Consider the following 25660-nt stretch of genomic DNA (forward strand, 5'->3'; position numbering starts at 1 on the left):
GCCGGCCCGCCCGCTCTCGACCGGAGGACTGCGGAGCCTTGGAGGATGGTCAGGTCTCTTGACGTGGCGGACCAGCGCAGGCTGGTCACCGCGCTGCTGCAGATCGACGGGATGCGCGTGCGCAGCACCCGCGACCTGTGCATCACCGTGCTGGAACGCGGCCTCGGCCGCGGCCTGGAGCTGATCCGGCACGAGCAGGACATGCACGACGTGTGGCAGCTCGTCGACGCCTGCCTGACCTGCCCCGGCGGCCTCCACATGCTGGTCGACGCCCTGTGGAACTTCTACGGCGACAGCCTCTCCGTCCGCGCCGCCCGCGCCGTCGTCGACGAGCTGCTGCCCGAGCCGCTGCTGGACCCGGCCGAGCGCCGCGAGCTCTACCAGCTCGTCCACGCCCTGGAGGCGCAGGGGCTGAACGCGGTGTACTTCGGCGACCTGCCCGGCCTCTACCGCAACGCGGTCGGCCCGCTCGGCCCGCTGGGCCCGGCGCAGGGCGGCAACGTGTGGGGCATCCGGGACTTCGTCGCGTACCTGGAGGAGGTCCCGCTGGGCACCGACGGCGTACCGCCGCTGCTCACCTTCGTGACCGACCTGACGGCGTACGCGAAGGGCCCGGTGGCCGACGCGCTCGACGCGTGGACGGCCCGCGCCGCCGCCCGGTTCGGCGTCGAACGGGCGCGGCTGCGGCGGCCCGGCGCGCTGCCCGCCGGGCGCGGGACGGGAGCGGCGGAGCGGGACGCGTACCTGGTGATCGAGTGCCGTCCGGACGGCGCGGACTTCGACCGGTTCCTGGTCACCGCGTGGCTCCAGTTCGCCGGCGAGCCCGGGATCATGCTGCGCTGCGACGAGGAGCCGCTGCCGCTGGGCCGGCTGCCGGCCCTGGTGGAGTCGCTGCTCGTCGAGGACCACCGGGTGACGGGCCGCGAGGTCCCCGACCTGACCATCGAGTTCGTGCTGCCGCGCGCGCTGGTCGACCGGCCGTTCGACCAGTTCCAGGTGTCCGTGGCCGGGCTGCCGCGCCGGCTGGGCATCGAGTACCCGGTGGTGCTGCGCAGCCTGGACCGGCTGCGGCACCGGGCGCTGCACCACAACTGGCGGCGCAAGTGGGAGCGGCTGCGCGACGACCCGGAGCACGCCTCGGTGCACGTGATCGGGCGGCCGGGCGAGTACGGCGACGAGCGGCTCTTCACGCTGCTGTCCGACCACACGACCGCCGGGCTCGCGCTGGCCTTCCCGCCGGGCGCCGGGGACCCGGGCGCGGCCGAGCCCGGCGCGGCCGACGAACTGTGGGTGGGGCTCCAGGCGGGCGTCCCCGTCGTGGTGTGGTGCCGGGACGGCCGGGGGCCGGACGGCTTCGACCGGGACGCCCGCGCCCTCCTGGACTCCGGCGACCTGCTCTCCCTCCCCCGCCGGGTGCGCGACCTGCGCCGCGCGGCCGTCCTGTCCGACGAGCCGGACGAGCACCTGGGACTGCACCTGGCACTGATCTTCGACGACGCCGACCGCGTGCCCGAGCCGTACGTCCGGCTCGAACCGCCCACCTGACCCCGACCGCCCACCTGACCCCGGCCGCCCCTGACCCCCCGACCGCCAGCCCGCCCGATGACCCAGACTCTCGGAGGTCCGCATGGTGCCACCCGATCAGCCGCCCGAGGCCGTCCCGGACGGGACCGGCGGCGACTGGCGCGTCTACAAGGGGAACAGCGCGCCGCACGGCGGCATCGACCGGCTGCCGCCGCCCCCGCCGTGGCGGCGGTTCGGCGCGTACGACCCGGCGACGGCGGGCCGCCCGGCCGATCTCGAACGGGCGGTGTCGTACCGGGTGGACCCGCTGGTCGCCGACAAGGTGAACGCCGCGCTGCACCTGCGGCGCCCGCTGCTGGTGACCGGCAAGCCGGGATCGGGCAAGTCGACGCTGGCGTACAACATCGCCTACGAGCTGGGCCTGGGACCGGTGCTGTACTGGCCGATCTCCAGCCGTACGACGCTCCAGCAGGGCCTCTACGACTACGACGCGATCGGGCGCGTGCAGGAGGCGAACGTGCGCCGCGCCAACGTCCCGGCGGACGAGGCGATGCCCGCGATCGGGCGGTACGTCCGGCTCGGGGCGCTGGGGACCGCGCTGCTGCCGCAGGAGCGCCCGCGCGTCCTGCTGATCGACGAGCTGGACAAGAGCGACATCGACCTGCCCAACGACCTGCTGAACGTGCTGGAAGAGGGCCGGTTCTCGGTGCCGGAGCTGGAGCGGCTGCCCGAGGACGGCCCGCCGGTCGAGGTGATGACCGCCGATGATGAGGGGCGGGCGGTGATCCGCCGCGGCCAGGTCCGCTGCCTCGACTTCCCCATCGTGGTCATCACCAGCAACGGCGAGCGGGAGTTCCCGCCGGCGTTCCTGCGGCGCTGCGTCCGGGTGGCGATCGAGCCGCCGTCCGGCGAGCGGCTGGCCGACATCGTGGCCGCGCATCTGGGCGAGGAGGCCAGGGACGGCGGCCGCGCCCTCATCGCGGAGTTCCTCGACCGGCGGCGCACCGGCGACCTGGCCACCGACCAGCTGCTGAACGCGATCTACCTGGCGACCTCGGGCGCCCGGCCGCCGGAGGCCACGCTGGAGCAGCTGGTGGAGGCGATCATGCGGCCGCTGGACACCGCGGGCCCGGGATGATCGCCCGGCTGGTCGAGGCGCTGCGCGGGCTGGACCCGCCGCCCTCGGTCGAGGAACTGGCGGACGCGCTGTGGCTCGCCCGCCACCTGCCCCGCGACGACCGCCACGCGGCCCTTGCCGGCACCGGCGCGCCCGCCGTCCCGGAGGACCGGAGCGGCGAGGACGATGCCTCCGGCGGCTCCGGCCCGTCCCGGGACGCCCCGGCGATCGCGAACGGGCATGACCCGCAGCGGGTCGCCGGCGGCGCCAACGGCGACGGCCCGCCCGGCGCGCGGCCCGTGGAGACCCCGGTGCCGGTACCGCAGGCGGGCCTCTTCCTCACCGGCCGCAACGGCGGTGGCGCGGCGGCCGCCTCGTACCCCGTCCGCAGTCCCGCCGTGCCCGCCGTCCCGCGCACGCTCGCGATCTCCCGGGCGCTGCGGCCGCTGCGGCTGCGCTCCCGGTCCCCGCTGCCGGGACGGCTGGACGAGGTGGAGACGGCCCGCCGGTACGCCGAGACCGGCAGCTGGGAGCCGGTGCTGCGGCCGGCCACCGAGCGGCGGTTCGAGCTGATCCTGGTGGTGGACGTGTCGCCGTCGATGGCGCTGTGGCGCCGTACCGCCGACGAGCTGCGGCTCCTGCTGGAACGGCTCGGCGTGTTCCGGGACGTGCGCGTCCGCTACCTCGACACCGGCACCGGCCCCCTGGTGCTGCGCGCGGCCCCGTCCCCCTCCGCCGGGACGGCGCGCACGGGCAACGAGCCGGGCGGGCCGGCCCACCGGCGGATCCTGCTCGTGCTGAGCGACTGCATCGGGGCGGCCTGGCAGGACGGCCGGGCCGCCGCGCTGCTCGACCGCTGGGGCCGGGCGGGCGCGGTCGCGATCGTCCAGCCGCTGCCGCAGCGGCTGTGGTGGCGGTGCGGCGCGGCCGTCGAACCGGTGCGGCTGGCCGCGCCCGCCCCCGGCGCCGCGAACGCCCGCCTCGCCGTCCGGACGCGCGAGCGCGGCGTCCCCGTGCCGCCCGGCGTGGCGGTGCCGGTGATGGAGCTGGAGCCGCGCTGGCTGCGGCCCTGGGCGGGGATGGTCGCCGGCGCCGGGCACGAGATCGCCGGCGCGGCGCTGTTCACCGGCCGCCCGGTCGCCGAGGGCGCCGCGAGCGCGACGGCTGCGGACGGCGCGGGCGTGCCGGTCCCCTCCCCGGCGCCGGAGGAGGACCTCTCCTCGCCGGCGCGGGTGCTGCGGTTCCGCGCGTCGGCGTCCCCGGCGGCGTTCGAGCTGGCGGGCTACCTGGCCGCCGCCCCGCTGCGGCTGCCGGTCATGCGGCTCGTCCAGCGGTCGATGCTGCCGCGCTCGACACCGGCGCACCTGGCGGAGGTCTTCCTGAGCGGGCTCCTCCGCGTCGCCGGTGAAGGCGGCGGGGACCCGGACGAGGTCGCCTACGACTTCCAGGACGGCGTCCGCGACGTCCTGCTGAGCGCGCTGCGCCGGGACGAGGCCCTGGGGGTCCTGCGCGCCGTGTGGGACACGGTCCGCGCCCGGATGGGCTCCTCCCTCGACTTCCCCGCGCTGCTGGCCGCCGTCCGGACCGACACCGCCCTCCCGCCGCTCGAACGGCCGTTCGCGCAGGTCACCGCGCAGGTGCTGGCCCGGCTGGGCGGCCGCTACACCGAGATCGCCGAACGCATCGCCGGGTCCGCCGTACCCGGGGAGCAGGGACGGGAGCAGCCCGCGACGGCGAAGGACGAACCGGCCGGGCGGCAGAGCGGCGTCCCGGCCCGCGACCCCGCGTTCACGGGCCGCCAGGCCCTGCTGGACCGCATCGGAACGGAGCTGCGCGGCGGGCTCACCGCCCTGCTCCCCGAAGGCGGGAGCACCCTCGGATGCGTGGGCAAGACACATGTCGCCGTGGAGTACGCCCACGCGCACGTCCACGACTACGCCTGGACGTTGTGGATCCCCGCCTCCGACCCGGTGATGGCACGGGCCGCGCTGCGGCGGGCGGCGGCCGACATGGGCCTGCCCCCGGAGGACGATCCGGCCGCACTTGCCGGCAGGGTCCTGGACGCCCTGCGCGACGGCCTCCCGCAGGGCCGCTGGCTGCTGGTCTACGATGACGCCGGCGCGCCCGGCGACATCCTGCGGCTGATGCCGCCCGCCGACGCGCTGGGCTCGGGCGGTGTGGGCGACGTGCTGGTCACCTCCCGGCACCGCGCCTGGGCGCGGGCGGGCACGGGCGTCGTGGTGGGGGCGTTCCACCGTGCTGAGAGCGTTTCACTGCTCAAGGCCCAGGTCGCGGACCTGAGCGACGCCGACGCGGACGGACTTGCGGATCTTCTCGGAGACCTCCCTCCCGCGCTGCGCGTGGCGGTCGGCTGGCTCGCCGAACCGGGGCGCGATTTCGGCAGGTTCGCCCGGAGTTTTGATTGGATCTCGTTGCCGCTGAGAGGTGGCGGCCCCCAGAGCGTGCCGGCCCCGTTCGCGACCGCGGTGACCATGGCGTTCGAGGACCTCGGAAGGGATGCCTCCTCGGCGATGGAGCTGCTGGAGCTGTGGCCTTTCCTGTCCTCCGGGCCGGTGCCCGCCCGGCTGCTCGCCACGAGTACGACCGGCAGGGCGGACGTCCTGGCCGATATGCGGATCATCGAGCGTTCGGGACTCGGCCGGTTCGACCCCGCGTCCGGCACCCTCCAGGTCTCCGCGGAGGTCAGGGACATGGTGGCCGCGCAGCTGCCTGCCGAGTCCTTCGACCGCAGCAGAGACAGAGTGCATGCGCTGCTGGCCGCCGGCACCCCTGTGACCGCACCGGACGGCCCGTCCGGCTGGGAGGCGCGCACCTGGATCAGCTCGCAGGTGGCCCCTGCCCAACTGGTCGAGGGGGAACGCACCGAGGTGCGCGAGGTCGTCATCGACCAGGTGCGGTTCCTGCATCTGATCGGTGAGCACGACGGCGCCCGGCGGCTGGGAGAGAGCGCCCTGGCCGAGTGGCGGGACCGGTTCGGCGTGCGGGACGGCCTGGTCATCGAGCTGGAGCACGCCGTCGAGCGGCGGCGGGCCGGCGGCGCGGCGGCACCGGACCCGGGCGGCGCCGAGCTGCGGCTGCGCGGCGACTTCGAGGGGGCGTACCGGCTCGACAGCGCCGAATGGCGGCGGATGCGGCAGCGGTACGGCGACGGTGACGTGAGCACGCTGCACGCCGCGGCGGCGGTCGGCAGGGACCTCTACCTGCTCGGCCGCTTCCACGAGGCCCATGCCGTGGACATGGACTCCCTGGGAGAGGTGCTCCGCGGCGACCGTCCGGTCCCCGAGCAGGTCCTGCTGGCACGGCGCCGTGTCGCCCGCGACCTGCACGCGCTGGGCCGGTACGAGGACGCCCGCCGTCTCCAGCGCAGCGCGCTGGACGAGGCGACGGCCGCGCTCGGCCCCGCCCATCCCGACGTCCTCGGGGCGCACCGGCTGTACGCCGGGATGCTGCGGAAGGCGGGGGAGACCCGGGAGGCCGTACGGCTCGCGGACGAGGCGTTCGACGCCAACGCCGCGCGGCTGGGCGAGTCGCATCCCACCACGCTCGCGGCCGCGATGACCGCGGCGCTCGCGCGCACGGCGGACGGCGACGCCGGGGCGGGCCGCTCCCTCGCCGAGGACGCGCTGGCCGGGTACCGCGCGACGGCCGGCAACCGGCATCCGTTCACGCACGCCTGCGCGGCCGGGCTCGGCATCGTGCTGCGCGCCCTCGGCGACGTGCAGGAGGCGCTGGAGATCGACCAGGCGGCGCACGCGGCATTGCGCGACCATCCCGGGCCCGAGCACTACTACACGCTGTGCTGCGCGAACGGGCTGGCCAACGACCTCTGGCTCCTCGGCGAGCCGGACGCCGCGTACGAGCTGTCCGCGCGCACCGCCGAGGAGTTCTGGACGAGGCTCGGCCCCGAGCACCCGTACACGCTGGCGTGCGCCCACAACAGCGAGCGGATCCGTGGGGCGGACGGCGAGCGGGCGCTGGCCGGGCTCGCCGCGGTCCTCGGCGACGGGCATCCGGACGTGCGGGCGGCCGCCGCCGGCGAGCCGCTGGAGTGCGACATCGAGCTTCCGTCCCTGTGACCGTTCCCGCGAAGGGGGATGCGACATGCCGGTTCCCGCGGCCGAGGGGTGGCGTCCCTCGGGGCTGTGCACGATCTTCGTGTGCGACATCGCCTCGTTCGGGGACGCCGGGCGTACCGACGAGGCCCGGACGCACGTGCGGCGGGCGATGTACGCGGCGCTGGAGGCCGCGTTCGCGGTGCCCGGCGCCGTCCCGCTCGGCGAGTGCCATGTTGAGGACCGCGGCGACGGCGCGATGGTGATCATGCCGCCGCACGCCGACCGCGCGACGTGCGTGACCGAGGTCGCCGCCATGCTGCTCGCCCGGCTGCGCGTGCACAACGGCGTCTCGAACGAGGCGGCGCGGCTGCGGCTGCGCACGGCGCTGCACACCGGCGAGGCGCACTGGGACGGGACGGGCGTCGTCGGCGACGCGGTGAACCACGCGTTCCGGATCCTGGACGCGCCCGCGTTCAAGGAGGTGATGCGCGCGTCCGGCGCGCAGCTGGGGCTGGCGGTGTCCGAGGCGGTGTACGGCGACGTGGTCCGGCACGGGCGGGGCGCGGTCGACCCGGAGGACTACCGGCGGATCGGCGTCGAGGTGAAGGAGACGCGGGCGGCCGCGTGGGTGACGCTGCCGGGCCGCGGCCTCCCGCCGCCGGAGCCGCCCGCGGAGCCGGGCGGCGTCCTGATGGCCACGCCGCCGGGGGCCGTCGTCGCGCCGCCGCCCTGGTGGGAGGCCCCGGTGGAGGGCCGGGCGGGGAGCGGTGCCGTCCCGTCCGGGGACGTCCTTTTCGAGCTGGTGGAGCACGCCCTGGCGATCCCGCAGATGACGGCGGAGCGCAGCCGGGAGCGGGTGGTGAACGCGCTGCCGCTCCAGATCAGGTCCGTGATCCCGCGGTCGTTCGACGCGCGCTCCGACACGTACGAGATCATCCGTACCTGCCTCGACTACCCGGGCGGCCTCCAGGAGTTGCTGCGCGCGCTGCGCGGTTTCGCCGGCGATTCCCTGGCCCTGGGCCGCCTGGAAAGAGCCATCGCTCAGCTCCTCCTGGGACCGGACGGCCCCTGAGGGGCAGCGGACTCCGGGCGGGGGCGATGTTGCCTGACGCGCGAAACGGCATCTAGGTTTACCTGTTCGCGAAGAATTCGTTCCACCCTGGTGGATCGGAACGGTCCACGCTCGAACGTGGGATCGGACCGCCGGTTGGGGATAAGTGACGTAGTCGCCGGGCACGCTCGGTCGGGCCGGCGGTCGCGGACGGTCACGCGCCCCTCCGCGCCAGGAGCCGGAGAAGGACGAGGAGCATGCCGGACAAACGTGTGAAACCGGGACGACCTGAGGGCGAAGAGATCATGGGGACGTCGGGCGGCGTCCTGGAAAGGCTGCCGCGGACCGACTGGCTGGTCTTCGGCGTGACGGCCGTGCTGACCCTCGCCTTCGTGGTCTGGGGCGGCGTCGCGACGGACTCGCTGGAGAGCTTCTCCACCTCGCTCCTGAGCGGCACGATGCACAACCTCGGCTGGGCGTTCGTGCTGGCGGCGTCGGGTTTCGTGGTGTTCGCCCTGTGGCTGGCGTTCAGCCGGTACGGCCGGATCACGCTCGGCCGGGAGGGCGAGGAGCCGGAGTTCCGGACCGTCTCCTGGGTCGCGATGATGTTCAGCGCGGGCATGGGCATCGGGCTGATGTTCTACGGCGTCAGCGAACCGCTCACGCACTACGCCGAGCCGCCGCCCGGCACGTACGACCAGAACTCCGCCGACAAGATCGGCACGGCGATGGCGACCACGCTGTTCCACTGGACGCTGCACCCGTGGGCGATCTACGCGGTGGTGGGCCTGGCGATCGCGTACAGCTGCTTCCGGCGGGGCCGGCGGCAGACGGTCAGCGCGGTGTTCACGCCGCTGATCGGCGAGAAGCACGCCAACGGCGGCACCGGCAAGGTCATCGACATCCTGGCGATCTTCGCCACGCTGTTCGGATCGGCCGCCTCGCTGGGCCTGGGCGCGCTGCAGATCCGCAGCGGCATCCAGGAGGTCGGCTGGATGGACGAGGTCGGCGAGGCCGTCCTGATCACCATCATCGCGGTGCTGACGCTGGCGTTCGTCGCCTCCGCCGTGTCCGGCATCGAGAAGGGCATCCAGTGGCTGTCCAACACCAACATGGTGCTGGCCCTGGTGCTGCTGGTGTTCATCTTCGTGTTCGGCCCGACCGTGCAGATCCTGGACCTGATCCCGACGTCGGTGGGCGCGTACCTGGGCGACCTGCCGCAGATGGCGGCCCGTACCGAGGCCACGGCGGGCGCGAACATCGCCGAGTGGCTGTCGAACTGGTCGGTCTTCTACTGGGCGTGGTGGATCTCCTGGACGCCGTTCGTCGGCATGTTCATCGCCCGGATCAGCCGGGGCCGCACGATCCGGCAGTTCGTCGGCGGCGTGATGCTGGTCCCCAGCGTGGTGAGCCTGGTCTGGTTCGCGGTGTTCGGCGGCACCGCCACCCGGCTGGAGTCGCAGGGCGCCGGCCTGGCCGGTCCCGACGCGACGCAGGAGGGGCAGCTGTTCGCGGTGCTGAACGAGTACCCGATCGCCGGCGTGACCACGCTGCTGGTCATGATCCTGGTCGGCATCTTCTTCGTGTCCGGCGCGGACGCCGCGTCCATCGTGATGGGCACGCTGTCGCAGCGCGGCACGCTGGAGCCCACCCGCGCGGTCGTGATCGTCTGGGGTGTGCTGACCGGTGGCGTGGCGGCCGTCATGCTGCTGCTCGGCGGGGGCGGCGACGCGGCGCTCACCGGGTTGAAGAACCTGACGATCCTGGTCGCGGTGCCGTTCATGGCGGTGATGATCGGCATGTGCGTGGCGCTGATGCGCGACCTGCGCAGCGACGCGCTGATCCGGCGCGGCGAGCGCGGCATCGAGGCCGTCGAGACGGCGGTCATCACCGGGCACGAGCTGTACGACGGCGACTTCGAGCTCGGTGTCGTGCCGAGCGCCCCCAACGGCGCCACGGCGGCCGACGCCCTGCCCCCGTCCAAGGGCGGCTGAAACGGAGCGGGGGGCGGGCTTCCGGGCCCGCCCCCGCGCTCACTCCTGCGGTACGGCGTAGCCCGGGATGGACGGCCACCGGACCGTCAGGACGACCGACTCCTCCTCCGCGTACCAGGAGTGGTCCACGCCCGGCCCCCAGACGATGTAGTCGCCCTGCTCGCTCAGCAGCACGCTGCGGCCGGGGATCTCCACCCGGAACCGGCCGCTGATCAGGACGAGCAGCGCGGTGCGCTTCTCGTTCACGGCCCACTCCGCCCGCCGGTCGCCGGGCGGATGCGTCCCCCACTTGATCTCGACGTCGTCGCTGTGCCGCGCGTCGCCGGCCGGCTTGAAATGGCCCAGCAGCCAGCCGCGATCGAGCGCCGCGTCGGCGGCGGCCTTCCCCACATACACCTCGCCCACGGAAGGCGATCGTAGGCCACGATCAGCGGGTCAGCGGCGCCAGCAGGTGAAGGACACCGCGGCGCTGCCGCCCGGCGCGAACGAGACGCTGCCCGTCCCGCCGCCGCGCGCGTAGCAGCCGATGGACGGCCGCACCCGTACGGTCACCGTCGCCGTCCGGCCCTTGGCGAGCGAGCCGCCGCCGGACGCGGAGACGCCCAGCCCGTCGACCGAGCTGACCGACCACCGCACCGGCCCGCCGCGCGCGGTCAGCCGGACGGTGCAGGAACCGCCCAGCCCCGCCACGCCGATGCCGCGGCAGTCCGAGTCGCTGATCGCCAGCCGCCCGCGCCCGGACGTGGCGGGCCGCGTCCGGGCCTTGGCCTTCTTCGGCTTCTCGCTCTTCTCCGCCTTGGGCGTCCCGCTCGGGCTCGGGGTGGCCGGCGGCGGGGGCGGCGGAGCGCTGCTCTCCGGCGCGGCCACCGCCCCGGACGGGGGCGGGCCGCCGCCCGGCGACTGGGCGACGACGAGCAGCCCGGTGAGCACGACGGCGGCGGCCGCACCGGCGGCGATCACCACGAACCGGGCCCGCCGTACCCGGACGCGCGCCGCCGCGGCGGCCGCGGCCTGGAAGGGACCCGAGCGCCTGCTCTTTCCCGTGCCCGTCCCTGAACCGTCCGCTGGAGGGACGGCGCGGGCGCCCGCAACGACCTTCCCGAGAACGTCGCCGGAGGCGGAGGCGGGGGTCACCTTCGTCGCCGCGGTGGCCTCCAGGGCCGCGGCGGCGAGGAACTCCGCCGAGGCGTCGGGATGCTCGGGCGGCACGATCGGGACGGCCACCTCCCGGACCGGGGGGCGGTCCTGAAGGTCCTGGAATTCGTGGAGGGCACGGCCCACGGTCGCGTGCTCGGCGGAGGCGCCCACCGCGGCGAGCGGCCTCGCCCGCGTCACCGGCTCCTCGGGGCGCACTCCCAGGCGGCCGAGGCATTCGTCGCGCACGAGACCGTACAGCCAGCTCCGGAAGCGGCCGGGGCCGGGGACGGCGGCGGGGTCGGCGCCGCTGGCGACGAGGGCCGCGCGCACCGATTCGACGGCCAGGTTGCGGTCGCCGAGCAGGACGTCGGCGTACTCGAAAAGGTGCGGGCCGTAAACGTTGTACACATGGCCGATCGCGCCGGGGCGGCCCGCCCGCAGCGCCTCGGCCAGCCGATGGTCGTCACCGTGGGCGGGGTCAGGGTGTCGCGTCACCGATCCTCCAGCGAACCGTCGCGGCCCGTGCGGGCATGGCCGAATGGGTGGCCGGGAGAAGGCGATTATGCCGAGCCGCCGGCACGGGGCGATGCGGCGTTCGGACAGGGATTGGCGGCGATCTTTATCAGCCGGCTGATAGATCCGTTTCCACCGGGCGGCATCGGGAAGTCTTGATCCTAGACGGGGAATGGAGGGAGCCATGGAGGTCGTGATCGAGATGACCCTGCCCCGGGACGCGGAGAGCGCGCCGCTGGTGCGGCACACGCTCGACGCGTCGCTGCGGGGTCTGGGAGTGGCCTCCGAGATTCGCGAAGACATCGCGCTGGCATTGGGGGAGGCCTGCGCCAACGTCATCCAGCACGCGGAATCCAGCAAGGAGTACGAGGTCCGCGCGCATATGGACGGGTTGAAGTGCGTCATCGACGTCATCGACGGGGGCCGCTCCGGTGACGCGGCGGTTTGGAAACGGGGTGGGCGGCCCCTTCCGGTCGCCGAGAGCGGGCGGGGGATCCAGCTCATGAGAGCGTTCACCGAAGACCTGGACATTGCAGATCGCGCCGACGGGAACGGCGCGATCGTTCATTTTGAGAAGTCCTTGGCCGCGCAGCGGGACTGACGCCGGGAAAGCGGCGGCTCCGGAACGTTCCGGGGCCGCGGCGGAGCGCCGGGGAACGGGCGGTCAGGCGGGCAGCGAGAAGGAACGGCCCTTCCCGTCAGGTGACGCGGAGGCGGCTTCGTGGAATTGTGTGAGCCCCCACAGCAGTGCCGCCCGCGCGGGAGTCGACATCGTGGAGAGCACGCGCGCGAGATCCTCCCGGCGACGCAGCCGGAGCCGGTCGAGGAGCTCCTGCCCTTCGGCGGACAGCCGTACCGTGACCTCGCGGCGGTCGCGGCCGGGATCGCGCAGCAGCAGCCCGCCGGCCTCCAGCCGGTCGCAGAGCCGGCTGGCCGACGACACCAGCGCGCCCAGCTCGGTGGCCAGGCTGCTGACGTTGACGGGGCCGCGCTCCAGGACGAACAGCGCCCGCAACTGCGTCGCGGGCACCGGCACGTCGGAGGTGTGGTGAGAGCGCGCCCAGACGTCCATGAACGCACCGGCCACCTCGTCCAGGGCACCGGCCGCCTCGTCCAGGGCCGCGGCCGCCTCCTCGGCGTCGTCCCGCCCCGGCGTGCTGACCATGTCCTCCACTGTTACACACCGCGTGCCCCGGGGCACCTCCCCGGGGCCGTGCGAGGAGGGCCATGAGCGCACCGTTCACGCGCGAGCTGGAGGACGAGCTCTGGAACGCGCAGCCGTACGAGCTCCTCGGCACGGCGGAGGCCGTGGTCCGGACGCTCATCGGCGACCCGCGCGCCGAGGTCGAGGTGCTGCTGGCCGACTACCGGCGGGTCTCCCTGATCCCGGCGGTCCACGGGGGCGAGGCCGTCCCGATCGACAACACCCCGGCGGGGCGGGCGTTCGCGGCGCAGGAGGTGATGCGGGAGCCGCCGGCCGTGCACCTCCCGCTGAGCGTGCGGGGCGAGCGGCTCGGCGTGCTGAGCGTCCGGGCGGCCGGCGACGTCGACACCGGTCCGGGCGGCGGCCTGGCGGGGGCCGCGGCGGCGCTGGCGCGGGCGCTGCAGATCGCGGACGCCGGCACCGACGTGTTCCGCAGGATCCGGCGGCGGTCCCGGCTCACGCTCGCCGCGGAGATGATGTGGGACCTGCTGCCGGGGCAGTCGTACGACACCGCCGAGTTCGAGCTTGCGGGACAGCTGGAGCCCGCGTACGCGGTGTGGGGCGACAACTTCGACTGGGCCGTCGACCGGAACCGGCTCATCCTGACCGTGAGCAACGGGATGGGCAACGGGACGGAGTCGGCGGCGCTCACGCAACTGGCCGTGAGCGCGCTCCGCAACGCCCGCCGGTCGGGCGCCGGGATCGCCGAGCAGGCGGCGCTCGCCGACCAGATCCTGTACGCCCGCCACCGCGGTACCCGGCACGTGGCGACGCTGCTGATGGACTACACGCCGGGGACGGGCCGGTTCGAGGTCGTCGACGCCGGCTCGCCGCGCGTCTTCCGGATGCGTGACGGCGCCACCGAGGCGGTCGAATTCGACGCGCAGCTCCCGCTCGGAATGTTCGGCGACGTCCATTACCGGACCGAGGAGTTCGGCATCGAGCGGGGAGATCGGCTGGTCATCGCCAGTGACGGCGTCCACGGTGCGCGGTCGCCCGGCGGCGAGCGGTTCGGGGAGAACGCGCTTCCGCGCGCTCTCCGGGACACCCGGCTGCAGAAACCGGCCGAGGCCGTGCGCACGCTTATCCGGCAGTTCCTGGCTTTCCATCAGGACTCGGAAGCGGTGGACGATGCCGTGATCGTCTGTCTTGACCGGCTCGACGGCGATCGGGTCGGTGCGGAGTTGCTTACCTGACGGTGAGGTAATGCTGCCATCGCCCGTTCCCGCGGTGCCGCGGATATTCAGTGGGAAGGGGGTTACGGAGTGTGCCTCTGGGAATGCCGGAGGCGACGCGGAGGGAGTGGTTTTGGATGCCGCAGGGGGCGGTGCCGGCACCGGTGCGATCGCGAACGGAATCGGCCGCCGGGAGCGCGGTCACCCTGGAGCCCTGGGTGGTGCTGCGTTTCGGCGGCGAACTCGACTGCGCGCGGGCGGGAAGTCTGCGAAGGGCCGTGGACGAGGTGCTGGCGGCCCGGGAGCGGCCCCGGATCGCGCTCGATCTCGGCGAGGTCTCTTTCTGCGATTCCTACGGCCTGTCGGTCCTGGTCCACGCGGCCAAGAAAGTGCGGGAACGCGGCGGCGCATTACTGCTGGCGCGGGTGTCCCGCCAGGTCAGGATGCTGATCGAACGCTGCGGGCTGGAGCGGCTGCTCGTCCTTCCGTGATGGCCCGAGTGATCGGATCAGTGGTCAGGCGGAGCGCGCCGCGCGCCGCGCGGCCTTCTGCTCCACCTGCTTTTTGGCCGCGGCCTGCCGGGCGCGGTTGAAGCTGTCGCGGACCCGGGCGGCACCGCGCAGCGCGGTGGCGCTGTCGATGGATCTTCCGGCGTATTGGGCCAGCACCTCGGCCACCGGCGGCGGGGTCCATTCCTCGCGTACGAGGATTGGCGGATCACCCGTCGCCGGGGCCGGCCCGTCATCGGCGGTCACGAGCGCGAGATGCGTCCGGCACTGCGGGCACTGCAACCCCGAATGGGAGTCTCTGCTCATACCACGAATGATTGCCCATGGGTCTGACAATTCATCCGCGGCTATCGCCGAATGCGTCCGCGGGAGTCAGGATTCGGCTGCCTCCGGAGGCCGCTCGACCGGGTCGACCGGGTCGCCCGCCAGCCGGCGTTCCCGCTTTCCGCGCGCGATCTCGGTGCCGAGGGCGTCCAGATGGCGGTTCCAGAACCGCCGGTAGCGCTCCAGCCACTCGTCGATCTCGCGCAGCGGCGCGGGGTCCACCGAGTACAGCCGGCGGGTGCCCTGCGCCCGGACGGCCGCGAACCCGTTCTCCCGCAGGACCCGCAGGTGCTGCGACACGCCCGGCTGGGAGATCCCGAACTCCTCCTGGACCACGGCGCTGATCTCCCCGGCGGCGCGCTCGCCGTCGGCGAGCAGTTCCAGGATCCGGCGCCGGACCGGATCCCCCAGGACGTCGAAGGCGTGCATGGCCTCATCATTCTATGGGCGACTTATATAAGCAACGACTAATGTTCAGGTCGGCACGCGAGGCTCTCGCGCCACTCGCGGCACAGGGAGGCGAACTCCGGCAGGTCGTGCTCGGCGAAGCGGGCGGCGTCCCACCCGTACGGCTCCGCCGGCCCCCTCCACGCGTACGCCCGCGCCTCCCCGCCGCCGTCCAGCCGGACGGTCACGACCTCGTACGGCTCGCCCTCGAACGCGTCCAGCAGCTCCCGCTCCGCCGCGCCGAGACCGGTGATCAGCACCCCCTCGGCGGTGGCGCCGGGCTCGGCCACCATCCCGGGGAAGACCTCCCCGGGCAGCGCCCGGACGCTCCAGCCCCGCACGCTCGCCGGAGCGAGGGCGGGGACGCGGCCGAGGAGGCTCTCCAGGACCTCGGGGAAGCGCAGCGTCCCGTAGACGAACAACCCGTTCATCGCCCGTTCACATCCCTCATGGACGGGCAGGGTACGGCCCGTACGCGGGCACCGGCGCGGGCCCTCACCCGTGCGACCCGGCCGGTGTCCCGATTCCGGAGTGATCATTGGGAACCGTGGGCATGATCCGCGTATCTGACCGATGGCGGAAACGCCCCTGTCATCGTTGTTCGACCGCTGTTCATCTGGACCAGGGATCATTACCTCTATGAGCGTCAATCCAGGACATATCCCTCACGGTGCGGAAGCGCTGCCCGAAGACCGGTTCCTCGACCGCGAGGAGAGCTGGCTGCGCTTCAACCAGCGAGTCCTGGAGCTGGCCGAGGACCCCCGGCTCCCGCTGCTGGAGCGGGTGCGGTTCCTGTCGATCTTCGCCAGCAACCTCGACGAGTTCTTCATGGTCAGGGTCGCCGGGCTAGCCCGCCGGATGGCCACCGGCCTCGCCGTCCAGTCGGCCAGCGGCCGGCAGCCGCGCGAGGTCCTCGAACGCACCGCCGCCGTGGCCCGCGAGCTGTCCCTGCGGCACGCCGCCGCCTTCCGCGACGACCTGCTGCCCGCCCTCAGCAAGGAGGGCATCGAGCTGCTGCGCTGGCACGAGCTGTCGGAGACCGAGCGCGAGCAGATGCGCCGGCTCTTCCGCGACCGGATCTACCCGGTGCTGACCCCGCTGGTCGTCGACTCCGCGCACCCGTTCCCGTACATCTCCGGACTCTCCCTCAACCTCGCGGTCATCATGCGCGACCCCGAGACGGACGCCACGATGTTCGCGCGGGTCAAGGTCCCGCCGGTACTGCCGCGCTTCCTGGAGGCGTCCCCCGACCGGTTCACGCCCCTGGAGGACGTGATCGCGGCGCACCTCGGCCAGCTGTTCGTCGGCATGGAGGTGCTGGAGCACCACGCGTTCCGCGTCACCCGCAACCAGGACCTGGAGATCGACGACGACATCAGCGAGGGGCTGCTCCAAGCGCTCGAACGCGAGCTGCTGCGCCGCCGCTTCGGCCCGGTGGTCCGGCTGGAGGTCGAGGACTCCATCTCCGACGGCGTGCTGGAGCTGCTGACCACCGAGCTGGCGATCGACGAGCGGCAGATCTACCGGGTGGACGGCCCGCTCGACCTGGCCGGGATGTCGGCGATCGCCGACCTCGACCGGCCGGAGCTGAAGTACTCGCCGTTCGTGCCGTCCAAGGAGGCGCTCCCGGCCGACGCCGACGTCTTCGCCGCCATCCGCGAGCGGGACGTGCTCGTCCACCACCCGTACGACTCGTTCACCACCACCGTGCAACGGCTGATCGAGGACGCGGCGGACGATCCGCGCGTCCTGGCGATCAAGCAGACGCTCTACCGCACCAGCGGCGACTCGCCGATCGTGGACGCGCTCATCGACGCCGCCGAGGCCGGCAAGCAGGTCGTCGTCGTGGTCGAGCTCAAGGCGCGCTTCGACGAGCGCGCCAACATCGCGTGGGCGCGCAAGCTGGAGCAGGCGGGCTGCCACGTCGTGTACGGGTTCGTCGGCCTGAAGACGCACTGCAAGCTCGCCCTGGTCGTCCGGGAGGAGGCCGACGGTTCGCTGCGCCGCTACTGCCACATCGGCACCGGCAACTACCACCCCAAGACCGCCCGCCTCTACGAGGACTTCGGGCTGCTGACCGCGGACCCGACCGTCGGCGAGGACGTCAGCGCGCTGTTCAACCACCTGACCGGCTACTCGCGGCAGAACACCTACCGCCGCCTGCTGGTGGCGCCGCAGAGCCTGCGGCCGGGGCTGGTGCAGCGGATCGAGAACGAGATCGAGCACCGCCGGGCGGGCCGCCCGGCCCGCGTCCGGATCAAGTGCAACTCGCTGGTCGACGAGGTCGTCATCGACGCGCTCTACCGCGCCGCGCGCGAGGGCGTCCCGGTCGACATCTGGGTGCGCGGCATCTGCGCGCTGCGCCCCGGCATCCCCGGCCTGTCGGAGACGATCCGGGTGCGCAGCGTCCTCGGCCGCTTCCTGGAGCACTCCCGGGTCTTCGCGTTCGAGAACGGCGGCGAGCCGGAGGTGTGGATCGGCAGCGCCGACCTCATGCACCGCAACCTCGACCGGCGGGTGGAGGCCCTGGTCCGGGTGACCGACAAGGGCCACCTCACCGAGCTGCTCGAACTGCTCGACCGCGCCATGGACGACGGCACCGAGACGTGGTGGCTGGAGGAGGACGGCACCTGGACGCGCCGCTCCGCGATGACCGGCGCCCCGCTGCTCGACATCCAGAGCCACCTGGTCAAGAGCCGCCGCTGGAGGACCGTCGATGGCTGACCCCCGAGCCGGATCCGCCGGACCGCCCGCGCTCGTCCGGGCGGCCGGTGCCGTGCTGTGGCGGGACGGACCCGGCGGCCGCCCCGAGGTGGCGCTGATCCACCGGCCCCGGTACGACGACTGGTCGTTCCCCAAGGGCAAGCTGGACGGCGGGGAGCACGTGCTGCGCGCCGTCGTCCGCGAGGTCGAGGAGGAGACGGGGCTCGTGGCCCGGCTCGGCCGGCGGCTGCCGCCGGTCTCCTACCTGCACCGCGACCGGCCCAAGCGGGTCGACTACTGGGCCGCGCGCTGCGTGGAGCCCTCGTCCGCGCACACCGTCCCGAACGACGAGGTCGACCGCCTCGCGTGGCTCCCGGTGGACGAGGCCGCGGAGCGGCTCTCGTACTCGCACGACGTCGACCTGCTGCGCGAGTTCACCGCCGGCCCGGCGCACACCTGGCCGCTGGTCATCCTGCGGCACGGTTCCGCGGGCGAGAAGAGCGCGTGGGAGGAACCCGACGAGCTGCGGCCCCTCGACGCCCGCGGCCGCGCCGAGGCGGTCCGGCTGTCGGCGCTGCTGCGCGCGTACGGGCCGTCCCGCCCGGTCAGCTCGGCGACCGCGCGCTGCCTCGACACCGTGCTGCCGTACGCGCGCGCCATGGGCACCGCGGTCGTGACCGACGCCGCGTTCACCATCGGCGACACCGACGGCGAGCGGGCCCTCGGCCGGCTGCTCGAACTGGCCGACGGCGGCGTCCCCGCGATCGTCTGCACCCACGGCGAGATCGTCGCGGAGCTGATCACCGGGCTGTGCCGGCGGCTGGGCGAGAAGCTCCCGGACGAGCCGGCGCTGCGGAAGGGCTCGTTCTGGGTGGCGCACCTGGCGGGCGGCGAGGACGGCGCCCCCGCCATCGCCGCCCTGGAGCGCCACAGTGCCTAGCCGTGCCCGCTGAGCCCGTTCAGAACGCGGGGGCGGGGATGGACGCCCAGGTGCCTTCGAGGCGTTCCAGGGCGGCCTCGGCCTCGCAGCGCTCGATGCCGTACAGGACGCCGAGGCCGAACGCGTCCGCCGTGTCGCGGGCGCGGGCCGCGGCCGCCTTCAGGTGGTCGCCGGCGATGACGCCGTCCTGGTAGTCGCCCAGTACCTCCTGGAGGCGCTTGGCGTTCCTGACGGTGCGCGTCGCGGGCTCGCCGAGGACGGCGACCGCGACCTCCGCCGCGTACCGGGCGCGCTTGGCGTCCTTGCGGGTGTCGTGCCGCGCGGTCTCCGGGTCGTCCGCCACCGCGATCGCCTCGTACGACGCCGCCATCCGGCCCCACGCGCGCACGACCAGCTTCGGCAGCTCGCTCTCGGCGGTACGCCCGGCGCGGCGGGTCAGCGGCGGCTCGGCGACGAGCGCTTCGAGGGCGTCCAGCAGCGCGTAGTAGCGCGGCTCCTTGAGCGCCGCGTTGAGCCGCCGGTACGCCGACCGCTCCTGGCGGGCCAGCTCCTCCAGCCACGCCGGCTCCCCGATCGCGTCCAGCCCCTCGACCCGCTCGGTGAAGCGCATCCGCAGCACCTCCAGGTCGCGGACCTCGCCGAGCGCGTCCGCGAGCCACTTCAGCTCCGGCCGCAGCGGATCGGTCCGCTCCCGGTCGAGCAGCGGCCGGTAGCTCTGCAGGACGCTGCGGATCCGGCGGGTGGCCACCCGCATCCGGTGGACGGCGTCGAACTCGGCCAGCCGCGCCTTCGGGTCGTAGGTGAGGAGCGCCTGCACCTGCGCGGCCAGGTACGCGACCACCGCGTCGCCCGCGGTCGGGTGGTCGGCCGCCGTCGCCGCGCGGGCCAGCTCCGCGGTCTCGCGCGCGGTGGGGCGGGGGAGCTGCCCGTTCAGCAGCCGGCCGAGCTTGGACGCCGACGCGGCCCGGCTCGCGCCCGCCTTGCGCAGCCGCTTGCCGGCCGCCTTGAGCAGCTCGCGGGTGCCGTCGGCCAGCTCGACCTCGATCTCGCGCCACGCGTCCGGCGTGCCGTCCTCCAGCACGGTGCCGGTCACCGCGTCGTCGGCGACCTCGGCGAGGACGCCGCCCGCGTCGTCCAGGAGGCGCACGACCGTGCGGTCGGTCTCCAGCGTGGCCACCGGCCGCAGCGGCTCCCCGCGAGCGAACGCCGCGACCAGCGCGGCCAGCCGTCCCGGGACGGCCTGCGCCCGGCCGAGCGGCGCGCGCAGCTCGCTCTTGCTGTCCGGCCCGGCCGGGATCTTCAGGTGCCAGCCCGCGTCGGTCCCGCCGCGCCGCCGCCGCAGCGTGATCCCGTGCGCGGCCAGCCGCAGGTCGGCGGTGTCGAAGTACGTGGCGTGCAGCCGGTGGACCTCGGGAGCGCTGACGTCCGCGACCCCCGGCAGAACGGTCAGCTCGGGGACGGTGAAATCGGCGGCGGCGTCGTACTTGCGCTCGATCTCGACATGCTTCACGGCCACGATACGGGTCCTCCTACACGCGTCGGCGCTGGTTACCACACCTGCGTGACCAGCATTCCACGGCAGGGTGAACAGAAATAGAGAGGTGCCGCCGCCGTGACGAAGGTCCCGGGCGGGCGGGACCGTCGGCCCCGGTCAGAGATCGCCGGTTTGGGCACCGTCTCTGAGGTGATACTTCATCCCCATATGGGACGGCCGGAAGCCCATCTTCTGGTAGAAGCGGACCGCCTCGGGGCGCTGGCGGTCGGTGGTGAGCTGCACCACCCGGCAGCCGCGCTCGCGGGCGCGCTCGATGGCCCAGCCGATGAGGAACTGGCCGATCCCGCCGCCGCGGTGCTCGGCGGCGACCCGCACGCCCTCGATCTGGGCGCGCTCGCCGCCGGTGTACGTCAGTCCGGGGATGTAGGTGAGCTGCAGCGTGCCCGCGATGGACCCGTCGACCTCCGCCACGATGACGGCGTTGTTGGGGTCCTTGTCGATGGCGTCGAACGCGTCGAAGTACGCCGCCGGGATGACCTCGCCCGCCGACTCGCGGGTCGCGCCGAGCGGATCGTCGGCCAGCAGCCGGACGATCGCCGGGAGATCGTCACGGCCGGCCTCGCGGAAGGTCACTTCTTGATCACGCCGCACGTCACACAGGCTATCCGGAGGTCCGCCGGGCCGTATCGTCCGGGTGGCCAACGAGTTGTAGTACTACAGGTCGTAGTACTACGCTGTGTTGTACGAACCCACCCCAGCTTGCCCGGCGTCAGCGACGACGCCACAGGGAGTCAGCCATGCAGCACGTCGAGAACGAGGAACACTGGAGCGACCAGGCCATCTGCCGCGGCGCCGACCCGGACCTGTTCTTCCCGATCGGCTACTCGGCGCCGATCCTGCGCGAGCAGGAACGCGCGGCCAAGGCCATCTGCGCCAACTGCCCGGTGACCGCCGACTGCCTCTCCTGGGCGCTGCGCGTGGGCGAGCCCGACGGCATCTGGGGCGGCACCACGCCCGAGGAGCGCCGCCTCCTCCGCCGCTCCGCCGAGGCCCCGCCCCGCCGCCGCCTCCCCGTCATCGAGGTCCGCGGCGACATCGGCGACGTGGCGGCGTAGCGGCCCGTTCCGTCCTTCGGCACTATGCGATCTCGTCAATCGTTGCGGATAATGACGGGACGGGATCGACGAACCAACGGCGGGCGAGATATGGGCTATCCACAGGTACCCGGGCAGAACCGTTCCCAGCATCGTTCCGAAGGGCTCGCCACGCACGGGGCGCGGGCGGTCACGGCGGCCATCATCGTCGGAGTGGTCACCGCCGGGATGTGGGTGCTGGAGATCGCCGACTACGTGATGGGCGGAGCCCTCGACGACTACGGGATCCGGCCGCACGACGTGAGCGACCTGACCGACGTCTTCACCGCGCCGTTCATGCACGGCGGGTTCGGGCACCTGATCGGCAACACCGTGCCGTTCGTGATCCTCGGCTTCCTGGCCGCCGTACGGGGGATCGCCAAGTTCCTGGTCGCCAGCCTCATCATCATCGTGGTGGGCGGGCTGGGAGTGTGGTTCCTCAGCTCGGCGAACACGCTCGGCTCCAGCATCCTGATCTTCGGCTTCTTCGGCTACCTGCTCGGCCGGGGGCTGTTCGAGCGGCGGCTGCTCGACCTGGCCATCGCGGCCGGGGTGGTGCTGCTGTACGGCACCATGATCTTCGGAGTGCTGCCCAGCGACCCGTCCATCTCCTGGCAGGGGCACCTGTTCGGGCTGATCGGCGGGGTGCTCGGGTCCTGGGTGCTGCGGCGCGGGCCCGACCGCCGCGCCGTGGAAGCCTGAGCCCGCGGGCTCAGCGCGGCCGGATGGTGACGTCCGCCACGACCGCGTCCGCCGGGGTCTCCAGCGCGTTGACGATCACGCGGGCGACCGTGGCCGGGTCGGTGAACTTCGCGGCGTCGTACGCGCGGCCCTCCTGCGCGTGCACCTTCCGCTGCATCTCCGTGGCGGTACGGCCCGGGTAGACCGTCGTCACGCGCAGGGACGGCTCCTCCGCGCGGAGGGAGTCGGCGAGGGCGCGCAGGCCGTACTTGCTCGCCGCGTACGCCGACCACTTCGGGTTGGCGCGCAGGCCCGCGGTGGAGTTGACGAAGACGAGGTGCCCTCCCGCGGCGCGCAGCGCCGGGAGGAGGATGCGGGTCAGCTCCGCCGCCGACACCAGGTTGATCATGAGCTGGTCGATCCAGTGGTCGACGTCCTGCTCGGCCACCGCGCCGAGGTCCACCATCCCGGCGCTGTGGACCACGCCGTCCAGCCGGTCCGGCAGCCCGGCCTCGGCGAGCGCCGCCTCCAGCCGGCGGGGCTCGGTCAGGTCGAGCGTGACGGCGCGGGTGGTGCCGCGAGGGGAACTCGTGCGGACCGCCCCCGGGTCCCCGTTGCGGTCCCGGACGATCAGCTGGGTGGCGGCGTGCGCGCCCGAGGTGATCCGCCGGTTCACGTCGTTGAGCCGTTCCGCCGAACGGCCCGCGAGGAGGAGGTCGTGCCCGCGCTCGGCGAGCAGGCCCGCGGTCGCCGCGCCGATGCCGCCGGTCGCCCCCGTGATCAGATACATGCCCATGGCGCCCCATTCTCCTCTTCCGCGAGGGGCCGCGCGCCATCAGTTGGGGCGCAGCACGCGGGTGACCCCGGCGATGAGCGCGGTGGCCAGGATCCAGCCGGTGGCGACCAGCGCGTACGCGACCCACCGCGACCAGCCCTGCGGGTCGTACGCCTGCTGCTGCCCGAACGTGTCGATCGGGATGAGCAGGTCGAGCGTGTACACGAACGCGTGGAAGTCCGGCCGTTCGTCGCCCGGCTTGATGGACCTGGGGGGATGGGCGGAGAAGACGAGCGTCCCGATCCCGACCAGGACGCCGAACCACGCGAACGCCAGCCACGGCCGGTAGCCGTACCCGACCGTCCAGTCGAGCAGCACGTTCCAGGCGCGGCCTACCGGGTGGACGTTGCGGCGCCGCACGCGCATCTTGGCCAGCTGCACCTTGCGCGCCAGGTCGTCGTGGCCGATGCCGTGGTACCAGGCGCTGAGCTGCTCGTACGGCTGGGTGTGGAACTCCTTGTCGCGGGAGATCCAGCTCAGCCGGTCCTTGAACCGGCCGCCGCGCAGGGTCTCGTACGTCAGCCCGTTCAGCCACAGCTCGTCCGGCCAGATGTCCGGATGGTCCATGATCAGGTTGATCCGGGAGTACGACAGCGCGACCGTTCCCTTGATCTTCTCGGCGGGCCACAGCAGCAGCTCGTCGCACTGCATGTGGCTGGCGTGCAGCGCCATCCGGCCGGCCGTGCCCGAGTCGAGCCGGGACCGGGTGAACGACAGCAGCCCGTTGATCCGTGCGCTGCGCAGCCGCACGGTGCCGGTGATCGTGGCGCGGCTGAACTCGGCGGCGTCCTCGACGACCATGTTCTGCGCGTCGACGGCGAGCCGGCCGGGGTTGGCGAGGACGGCGTCCTCCATCCACAGCCCGCCGTTCAGCCGGGCGCCGACCAGCCGGATCCCGCCGGTGATCTCGCACTCGCGGGCGAAGAACCCGACCTCGACCACCATCCCGCCGGCGAACAGCGCCCAGTCGGCCGGCTCGGTGGTGGACACCTTCGTGCCGTTCATCCGGAGGCCGCCCGTGAGCTGGGCGCGCGGCAGCCGTACCGGCCCGCCGATCTCCGAGCCGGACAGGCTGAGGTAGCCGTCGGCGCGCAGCCCGCCGCCGTCGAAGCCCGGCATGCGGCAGTTCGACAGCCGCAGCTGGCGGGCCTGCGCGTTGGAGAGGTCGGGCGCCTCGGCGAGCCGGCAGTGGGTCAGCCGCAGCTCGTACTCGACGGTGCCGCCCGACAGGTCGAGCGGCCCGATGACGTACGCGCCGCTGAGCCGGACCGCGGGGACGAAGCCGCTGCGCGGCTCGCACGCCCCCAGCAGCAGCTGGGAGATCACCTCCGCCCGGACGATGCGGTCCGGGTCCGGCCCGGCGGGCGCCTCGTCGCCCAGCGCCACCACCGTTCCGGTGGGAAAGGCCCGCCACAGCCGTCGTTCCGCGTCACTCAGCCCCGGGGGTTCTGCCACGGACCCTCTTTCTACGTGGTCACCCTATGAATGATCAAGGCCCGGGGGCGTCCCCCCGGGCCTTGGCCGCCGCGTCTCAGGCCGCGGTTAGAAGAAGCCCTTGCGCTTGCCCGCCTGCTGCAGGAAGCCGTCGAGCTGCTTCTCCCAGTCGGTCTGCTCGACGGTGGCGTAGTCGACCACGAAGCGGCTGAACGAGTCGTGCCCCTCGGTGAACGCGCCGCCGCGCTTGTCGAGCTCCAGCACGACCTCCATCGAGGACGGCCCGGCCACGAACGTGACCTCGAGCTCCTTGATGCCGCGGCTGTACTGCGGCGGCGGGTAGAACTCGATCTCCTGGTAGAAGGGCAGCTGCTGCTTCACGCCCCAGATGCGGCCCTTCTCGCAGTCGGCGCTGTGGTAGCGGAAGCCGAGGTTGGCGAAGGCCGTGAGGAGGCGCTCCTGGGCGGGCAGCGGGTGGACCTGGATCGGGTCGAGGTCGGTCGCGTCCACCGCCCGCGCCACCTCCAGCTCGGTCGCGACGCCGACGGTGGTGCCGATCAGCGGCCGGCCGTAGAAGTGCGTGATCGGCGCCTCCCACGGGATCGGCATCTCGAACGGGATGCTGTAGCGCGCGTCGTCGTCGAGCTCGAACGAGCCCGCGATCGGCATCTTGGCGTACTCCAGGTCGGTCCGGTGCTCGCTGTCCCCGGACTCGACCTCGACCCGCGTCTTCAGCGCCAGGTACACGCCCTTGATGTCGGAGTCGTGCTTGCCTCCGATGAGCGTCACCTCACCGGTGACGGTTCCGCCGGGCTTGACGCTCGAGCTGTGCAGGACCGTCTCCACCTGCGGGCCCCCGACGCCGGCCGCCTGCATGAGCTTCTTGAAGACCAAGGGTTCCTCCCGTGTTTCGGACGCCTCTTTCGTCGTCCTCGCCCCATAGACGTTGTTTCGGGAGATTACGTTCCACGTGAAGATCCACCAGGAGATGGCCGAGAACGGCCACGTCAGTGCGGCCGTCAGTGCGCGCCGCCGCCGGCGAGGTTGAGCCCGACGACGCCGATGATGATCAGCGCGAGCGCGCCGAGCTTGAGCGGCGTGACCTGGTCGCCCATCCACAGCATGCCGAGCGCGGCGGTGCCGACCGCGCCGATGCCGACCCAGACGGCGTACGCGGTGCCGACCTCCAGGTCCTTCAGCGCGACGGTGAGCAGCCCGAAACTGATGATCGCGAACGCGAGGAAGCCGACCGCGGGCAGCGGCTCGGAGAAGCCCTTGCTCTGCTTGAGGCACAGGGCCATCGCGACCTCGAAGAGACCGGCGGCGACGACGAGGAACCAGGCCATGATCTTTCCTCCCGGAGAGGCG

24 protein-coding genes are annotated in these 25660 nt (G+C 73.3%); 12 read left to right on the forward strand and 12 right to left on the reverse strand.

What is annotated here, in order from left to right; translation table 11 throughout:
• Window positions 1-45 precede the first annotated feature (45 nt).
• From ACA361_RS29105 to ACA361_RS29125, 5 genes are all read left to right on the forward strand, one after another.
• Window positions 46-1545, forward strand: coding sequence for a hypothetical protein (locus ACA361_RS29105; RefSeq protein WP_375017147.1), 1500 nt, complete (start codon window positions 46-48; stop codon window positions 1543-1545).
• A gap of 82 nt (window positions 1546-1627) precedes the next feature.
• Window positions 1628-2662, forward strand: coding sequence for an AAA family ATPase (locus ACA361_RS29110; protein ID WP_375017150.1), 1035 nt, complete (start codon window positions 1628-1630; stop codon window positions 2660-2662).
• Complete coding sequence (fxsT, locus tag ACA361_RS29115) at window positions 2659-6738, forward strand: FxSxx-COOH system tetratricopeptide repeat protein (protein WP_375017152.1); 4080 nt, start codon at window positions 2659-2661, stop codon at window positions 6736-6738. The genes ACA361_RS29110 and fxsT overlap by 4 nt, the downstream gene beginning before the upstream one ends.
• Window positions 6739-6763: 25 nt before the next feature.
• Window positions 6764-7789 (forward strand): hypothetical protein, encoded by a 1026-nt coding sequence (locus ACA361_RS29120; RefSeq protein ID WP_375017155.1) that lies wholly within the window; start codon window positions 6764-6766, stop codon window positions 7787-7789.
• A 236-nt stretch (window positions 7790-8025) separates the two neighbouring features.
• Entirely contained in the window at window positions 8026-9762 is a 1737-nt protein-coding gene (locus tag ACA361_RS29125; RefSeq protein ID WP_375017158.1) for a BCCT family transporter, read from the forward strand.
• Window positions 9763-9801: 39 nt separating this feature from the next.
• Here the strand turns inward: ACA361_RS29125 and ACA361_RS29130 are convergent, their stop codons facing one another.
• Window positions 9802-10167, reverse strand: a complete 366-nt coding sequence (locus ACA361_RS29130; RefSeq protein ID WP_375017161.1) for a signal peptidase I — start codon at window positions 10165-10167, stop codon at window positions 9802-9804.
• Window positions 10168-10197: 30 nt separating this feature from the next.
• Window positions 10198-11394 (reverse strand): hypothetical protein, encoded by a 1197-nt coding sequence (locus tag ACA361_RS29135; RefSeq protein ID WP_375017164.1) that lies wholly within the window; start codon window positions 11392-11394, stop codon window positions 10198-10200.
• A 202-nt stretch (window positions 11395-11596) separates the two neighbouring features.
• Between ACA361_RS29135 and ACA361_RS29140 the strand changes: the two genes are divergently transcribed.
• The gene (locus tag ACA361_RS29140; RefSeq protein WP_375017167.1) at window positions 11597-12013 is read left to right on the forward strand and encodes an ATP-binding protein; all 417 of its coding nucleotides are present in this window, start codon (window positions 11597-11599) and stop codon (window positions 12011-12013) included.
• A 63-nt stretch (window positions 12014-12076) separates the two neighbouring features.
• Here the strand turns inward: ACA361_RS29140 and ACA361_RS29145 are convergent, their stop codons facing one another.
• Window positions 12077-12577, reverse strand: coding sequence for a MarR family winged helix-turn-helix transcriptional regulator (locus tag ACA361_RS29145; RefSeq protein ID WP_375017170.1), 501 nt, complete (start codon window positions 12575-12577; stop codon window positions 12077-12079).
• A gap of 62 nt (window positions 12578-12639) precedes the next feature.
• Here ACA361_RS29145 and ACA361_RS29150 point away from each other — a divergent pair, with 62 nt between their 5' ends.
• Both ACA361_RS29150 and ACA361_RS29155 read left to right on the forward strand, forming a co-directional pair.
• Complete coding sequence (locus ACA361_RS29150) at window positions 12640-13812, forward strand: PP2C family protein-serine/threonine phosphatase (RefSeq protein WP_375017172.1); 1173 nt, start codon at window positions 12640-12642, stop codon at window positions 13810-13812.
• A 116-nt stretch (window positions 13813-13928) separates the two neighbouring features.
• Window positions 13929-14282, forward strand: coding sequence for an STAS domain-containing protein (locus tag ACA361_RS29155; RefSeq protein WP_375017174.1), 354 nt, complete (start codon window positions 13929-13931; stop codon window positions 14280-14282).
• Between the two features lie 24 nt (window positions 14283-14306).
• On the opposite strand, the gene ACA361_RS29160 is transcribed toward ACA361_RS29155, so the two are convergent.
• From ACA361_RS29160 to ACA361_RS29170, 3 genes are all read right to left on the reverse strand, one after another.
• The gene (locus ACA361_RS29160) at window positions 14307-14546 is read right to left on the reverse strand and encodes a hypothetical protein (protein ID WP_375017176.1); all 240 of its coding nucleotides are present in this window, start codon (window positions 14544-14546) and stop codon (window positions 14307-14309) included.
• Window positions 14547-14672: 126 nt separating this feature from the next.
• The gene (locus tag ACA361_RS29165; RefSeq protein WP_375017178.1) at window positions 14673-15053 is read right to left on the reverse strand and encodes an ArsR/SmtB family transcription factor; all 381 of its coding nucleotides are present in this window, start codon (window positions 15051-15053) and stop codon (window positions 14673-14675) included.
• 38 nt (window positions 15054-15091) lie between these two features.
• Window positions 15092-15502, reverse strand: coding sequence for a gamma-glutamylcyclotransferase family protein (locus tag ACA361_RS29170; RefSeq protein WP_375017180.1), 411 nt, complete (start codon window positions 15500-15502; stop codon window positions 15092-15094).
• A gap of 208 nt (window positions 15503-15710) precedes the next feature.
• On the opposite strand from ACA361_RS29170, the gene ACA361_RS29175 reads away from it, so the two are divergent.
• Window positions 15711-17795 (forward strand): RNA degradosome polyphosphate kinase, encoded by a 2085-nt coding sequence (locus ACA361_RS29175; RefSeq protein ID WP_375017182.1) that lies wholly within the window; start codon window positions 15711-15713, stop codon window positions 17793-17795.
• Entirely contained in the window at window positions 17788-18714 is a 927-nt protein-coding gene (locus ACA361_RS29180; protein ID WP_375017184.1) for an NUDIX domain-containing protein, read from the forward strand. Before ACA361_RS29175 ends, ACA361_RS29180 begins: the two co-directional genes overlap by 8 nt.
• Before the next feature lie 19 nt (window positions 18715-18733).
• On the opposite strand, the gene ACA361_RS29185 is transcribed toward ACA361_RS29180, so the two are convergent.
• Together ACA361_RS29185 and ACA361_RS29190 are read right to left on the reverse strand one after the other, a co-directional pair.
• Entirely contained in the window at window positions 18734-20230 is a 1497-nt protein-coding gene (locus ACA361_RS29185) for a CHAD domain-containing protein (protein ID WP_375017186.1), read from the reverse strand.
• 135 nt (window positions 20231-20365) lie between these two features.
• Window positions 20366-20842 (reverse strand): GNAT family N-acetyltransferase, encoded by a 477-nt coding sequence (locus tag ACA361_RS29190; protein ID WP_375017438.1) that lies wholly within the window; start codon window positions 20840-20842, stop codon window positions 20366-20368.
• A 164-nt stretch (window positions 20843-21006) separates the two neighbouring features.
• On the opposite strand from ACA361_RS29190, the gene ACA361_RS29195 reads away from it, so the two are divergent.
• Together ACA361_RS29195 and ACA361_RS29200 are read left to right on the forward strand one after the other, a co-directional pair.
• Window positions 21007-21324, forward strand: coding sequence for a WhiB family transcriptional regulator (locus tag ACA361_RS29195; RefSeq protein ID WP_375017188.1), 318 nt, complete (start codon window positions 21007-21009; stop codon window positions 21322-21324).
• Window positions 21325-21516: 192 nt separating this feature from the next.
• Entirely contained in the window at window positions 21517-22044 is a 528-nt protein-coding gene (locus ACA361_RS29200) for a rhomboid family intramembrane serine protease (RefSeq protein WP_375017189.1), read from the forward strand.
• Window positions 22045-22054: 10 nt separating this feature from the next.
• On the opposite strand, the gene ACA361_RS29205 is transcribed toward ACA361_RS29200, so the two are convergent.
• The 4 genes from ACA361_RS29205 to ACA361_RS29220 form a co-directional block, all read right to left on the reverse strand.
• Complete coding sequence (locus tag ACA361_RS29205) at window positions 22055-22819, reverse strand: SDR family oxidoreductase (RefSeq protein ID WP_375017191.1); 765 nt, start codon at window positions 22817-22819, stop codon at window positions 22055-22057.
• Window positions 22820-22858: 39 nt separating this feature from the next.
• Window positions 22859-24313, reverse strand: coding sequence for a hypothetical protein (locus tag ACA361_RS29210; protein WP_375017193.1), 1455 nt, complete (start codon window positions 24311-24313; stop codon window positions 22859-22861).
• A gap of 87 nt (window positions 24314-24400) precedes the next feature.
• Entirely contained in the window at window positions 24401-25186 is a 786-nt protein-coding gene (locus ACA361_RS29215) for a sporulation protein (protein ID WP_375017195.1), read from the reverse strand.
• A gap of 125 nt (window positions 25187-25311) precedes the next feature.
• On the reverse strand, window positions 25312-25638 hold the full coding sequence (locus tag ACA361_RS29220; protein ID WP_375017197.1) for a DMT family transporter: 327 nt from the start codon (window positions 25636-25638) through the stop codon (window positions 25312-25314).
• Window positions 25639-25660: the final 22 nt, after the last annotated feature.

Source organism: Actinomadura sp. 21ATH (assembly GCF_041951345.1).
GTDB lineage: Bacteria > Actinomycetota > Actinomycetes > Streptosporangiales > Streptosporangiaceae > Spirillospora.

What these genes read in the sequence shown, in the direction of transcription:
- ACA361_RS29105 (WP_375017147.1), top strand. Translation starts at nt 46, where the DNA reads ATGGTCAGGTCTCTTGACGTGGCGGACCAGCGCAGGCTGGTCACCGCG.
- ACA361_RS29110 (WP_375017150.1), top strand. Translation starts at nt 1,628, where the DNA reads ATGGTGCCACCCGATCAGCCGCCCGAGGCCGTCCCGGACGGGACCGGC.
- fxsT (WP_375017152.1), top strand. Translation starts at nt 2,659, where the DNA reads ATGATCGCCCGGCTGGTCGAGGCGCTGCGCGGGCTGGACCCGCCGCCC.
- ACA361_RS29120 (WP_375017155.1), top strand. Translation starts at nt 6,764, where the DNA reads ATGCCGGTTCCCGCGGCCGAGGGGTGGCGTCCCTCGGGGCTGTGCACG.
- ACA361_RS29125 (WP_375017158.1), top strand. Translation starts at nt 8,026, where the DNA reads ATGCCGGACAAACGTGTGAAACCGGGACGACCTGAGGGCGAAGAGATC.
- ACA361_RS29140 (WP_375017167.1), top strand. Translation starts at nt 11,597, where the DNA reads ATGGAGGTCGTGATCGAGATGACCCTGCCCCGGGACGCGGAGAGCGCG.
- ACA361_RS29145 (WP_375017170.1), bottom strand. Translation starts at nt 12,577, where the DNA reads ATGGTCAGCACGCCGGGGCGGGACGACGCCGAGGAGGCGGCCGCGGCC.
- ACA361_RS29150 (WP_375017172.1), top strand. Translation starts at nt 12,640, where the DNA reads ATGAGCGCACCGTTCACGCGCGAGCTGGAGGACGAGCTCTGGAACGCG.
- ACA361_RS29155 (WP_375017174.1), top strand. Translation starts at nt 13,929, where the DNA reads ATGCCGCAGGGGGCGGTGCCGGCACCGGTGCGATCGCGAACGGAATCG.
- ACA361_RS29165 (WP_375017178.1), bottom strand. Translation starts at nt 15,053, where the DNA reads ATGCACGCCTTCGACGTCCTGGGGGATCCGGTCCGGCGCCGGATCCTG.
- ACA361_RS29170 (WP_375017180.1), bottom strand. Translation starts at nt 15,502, where the DNA reads ATGAACGGGTTGTTCGTCTACGGGACGCTGCGCTTCCCCGAGGTCCTG.
- ACA361_RS29175 (WP_375017182.1), top strand. Translation starts at nt 15,711, where the DNA reads ATGAGCGTCAATCCAGGACATATCCCTCACGGTGCGGAAGCGCTGCCC.
- ACA361_RS29180 (WP_375017184.1), top strand. Translation starts at nt 17,788, where the DNA reads ATGGCTGACCCCCGAGCCGGATCCGCCGGACCGCCCGCGCTCGTCCGG.
- ACA361_RS29195 (WP_375017188.1), top strand. Translation starts at nt 21,007, where the DNA reads ATGCAGCACGTCGAGAACGAGGAACACTGGAGCGACCAGGCCATCTGC.
- ACA361_RS29205 (WP_375017191.1), bottom strand. Translation starts at nt 22,819, where the DNA reads ATGGGCATGTATCTGATCACGGGGGCGACCGGCGGCATCGGCGCGGCG.
- ACA361_RS29220 (WP_375017197.1), bottom strand. Translation starts at nt 25,638, where the DNA reads ATGGCCTGGTTCCTCGTCGTCGCCGCCGGTCTCTTCGAGGTCGCGATG.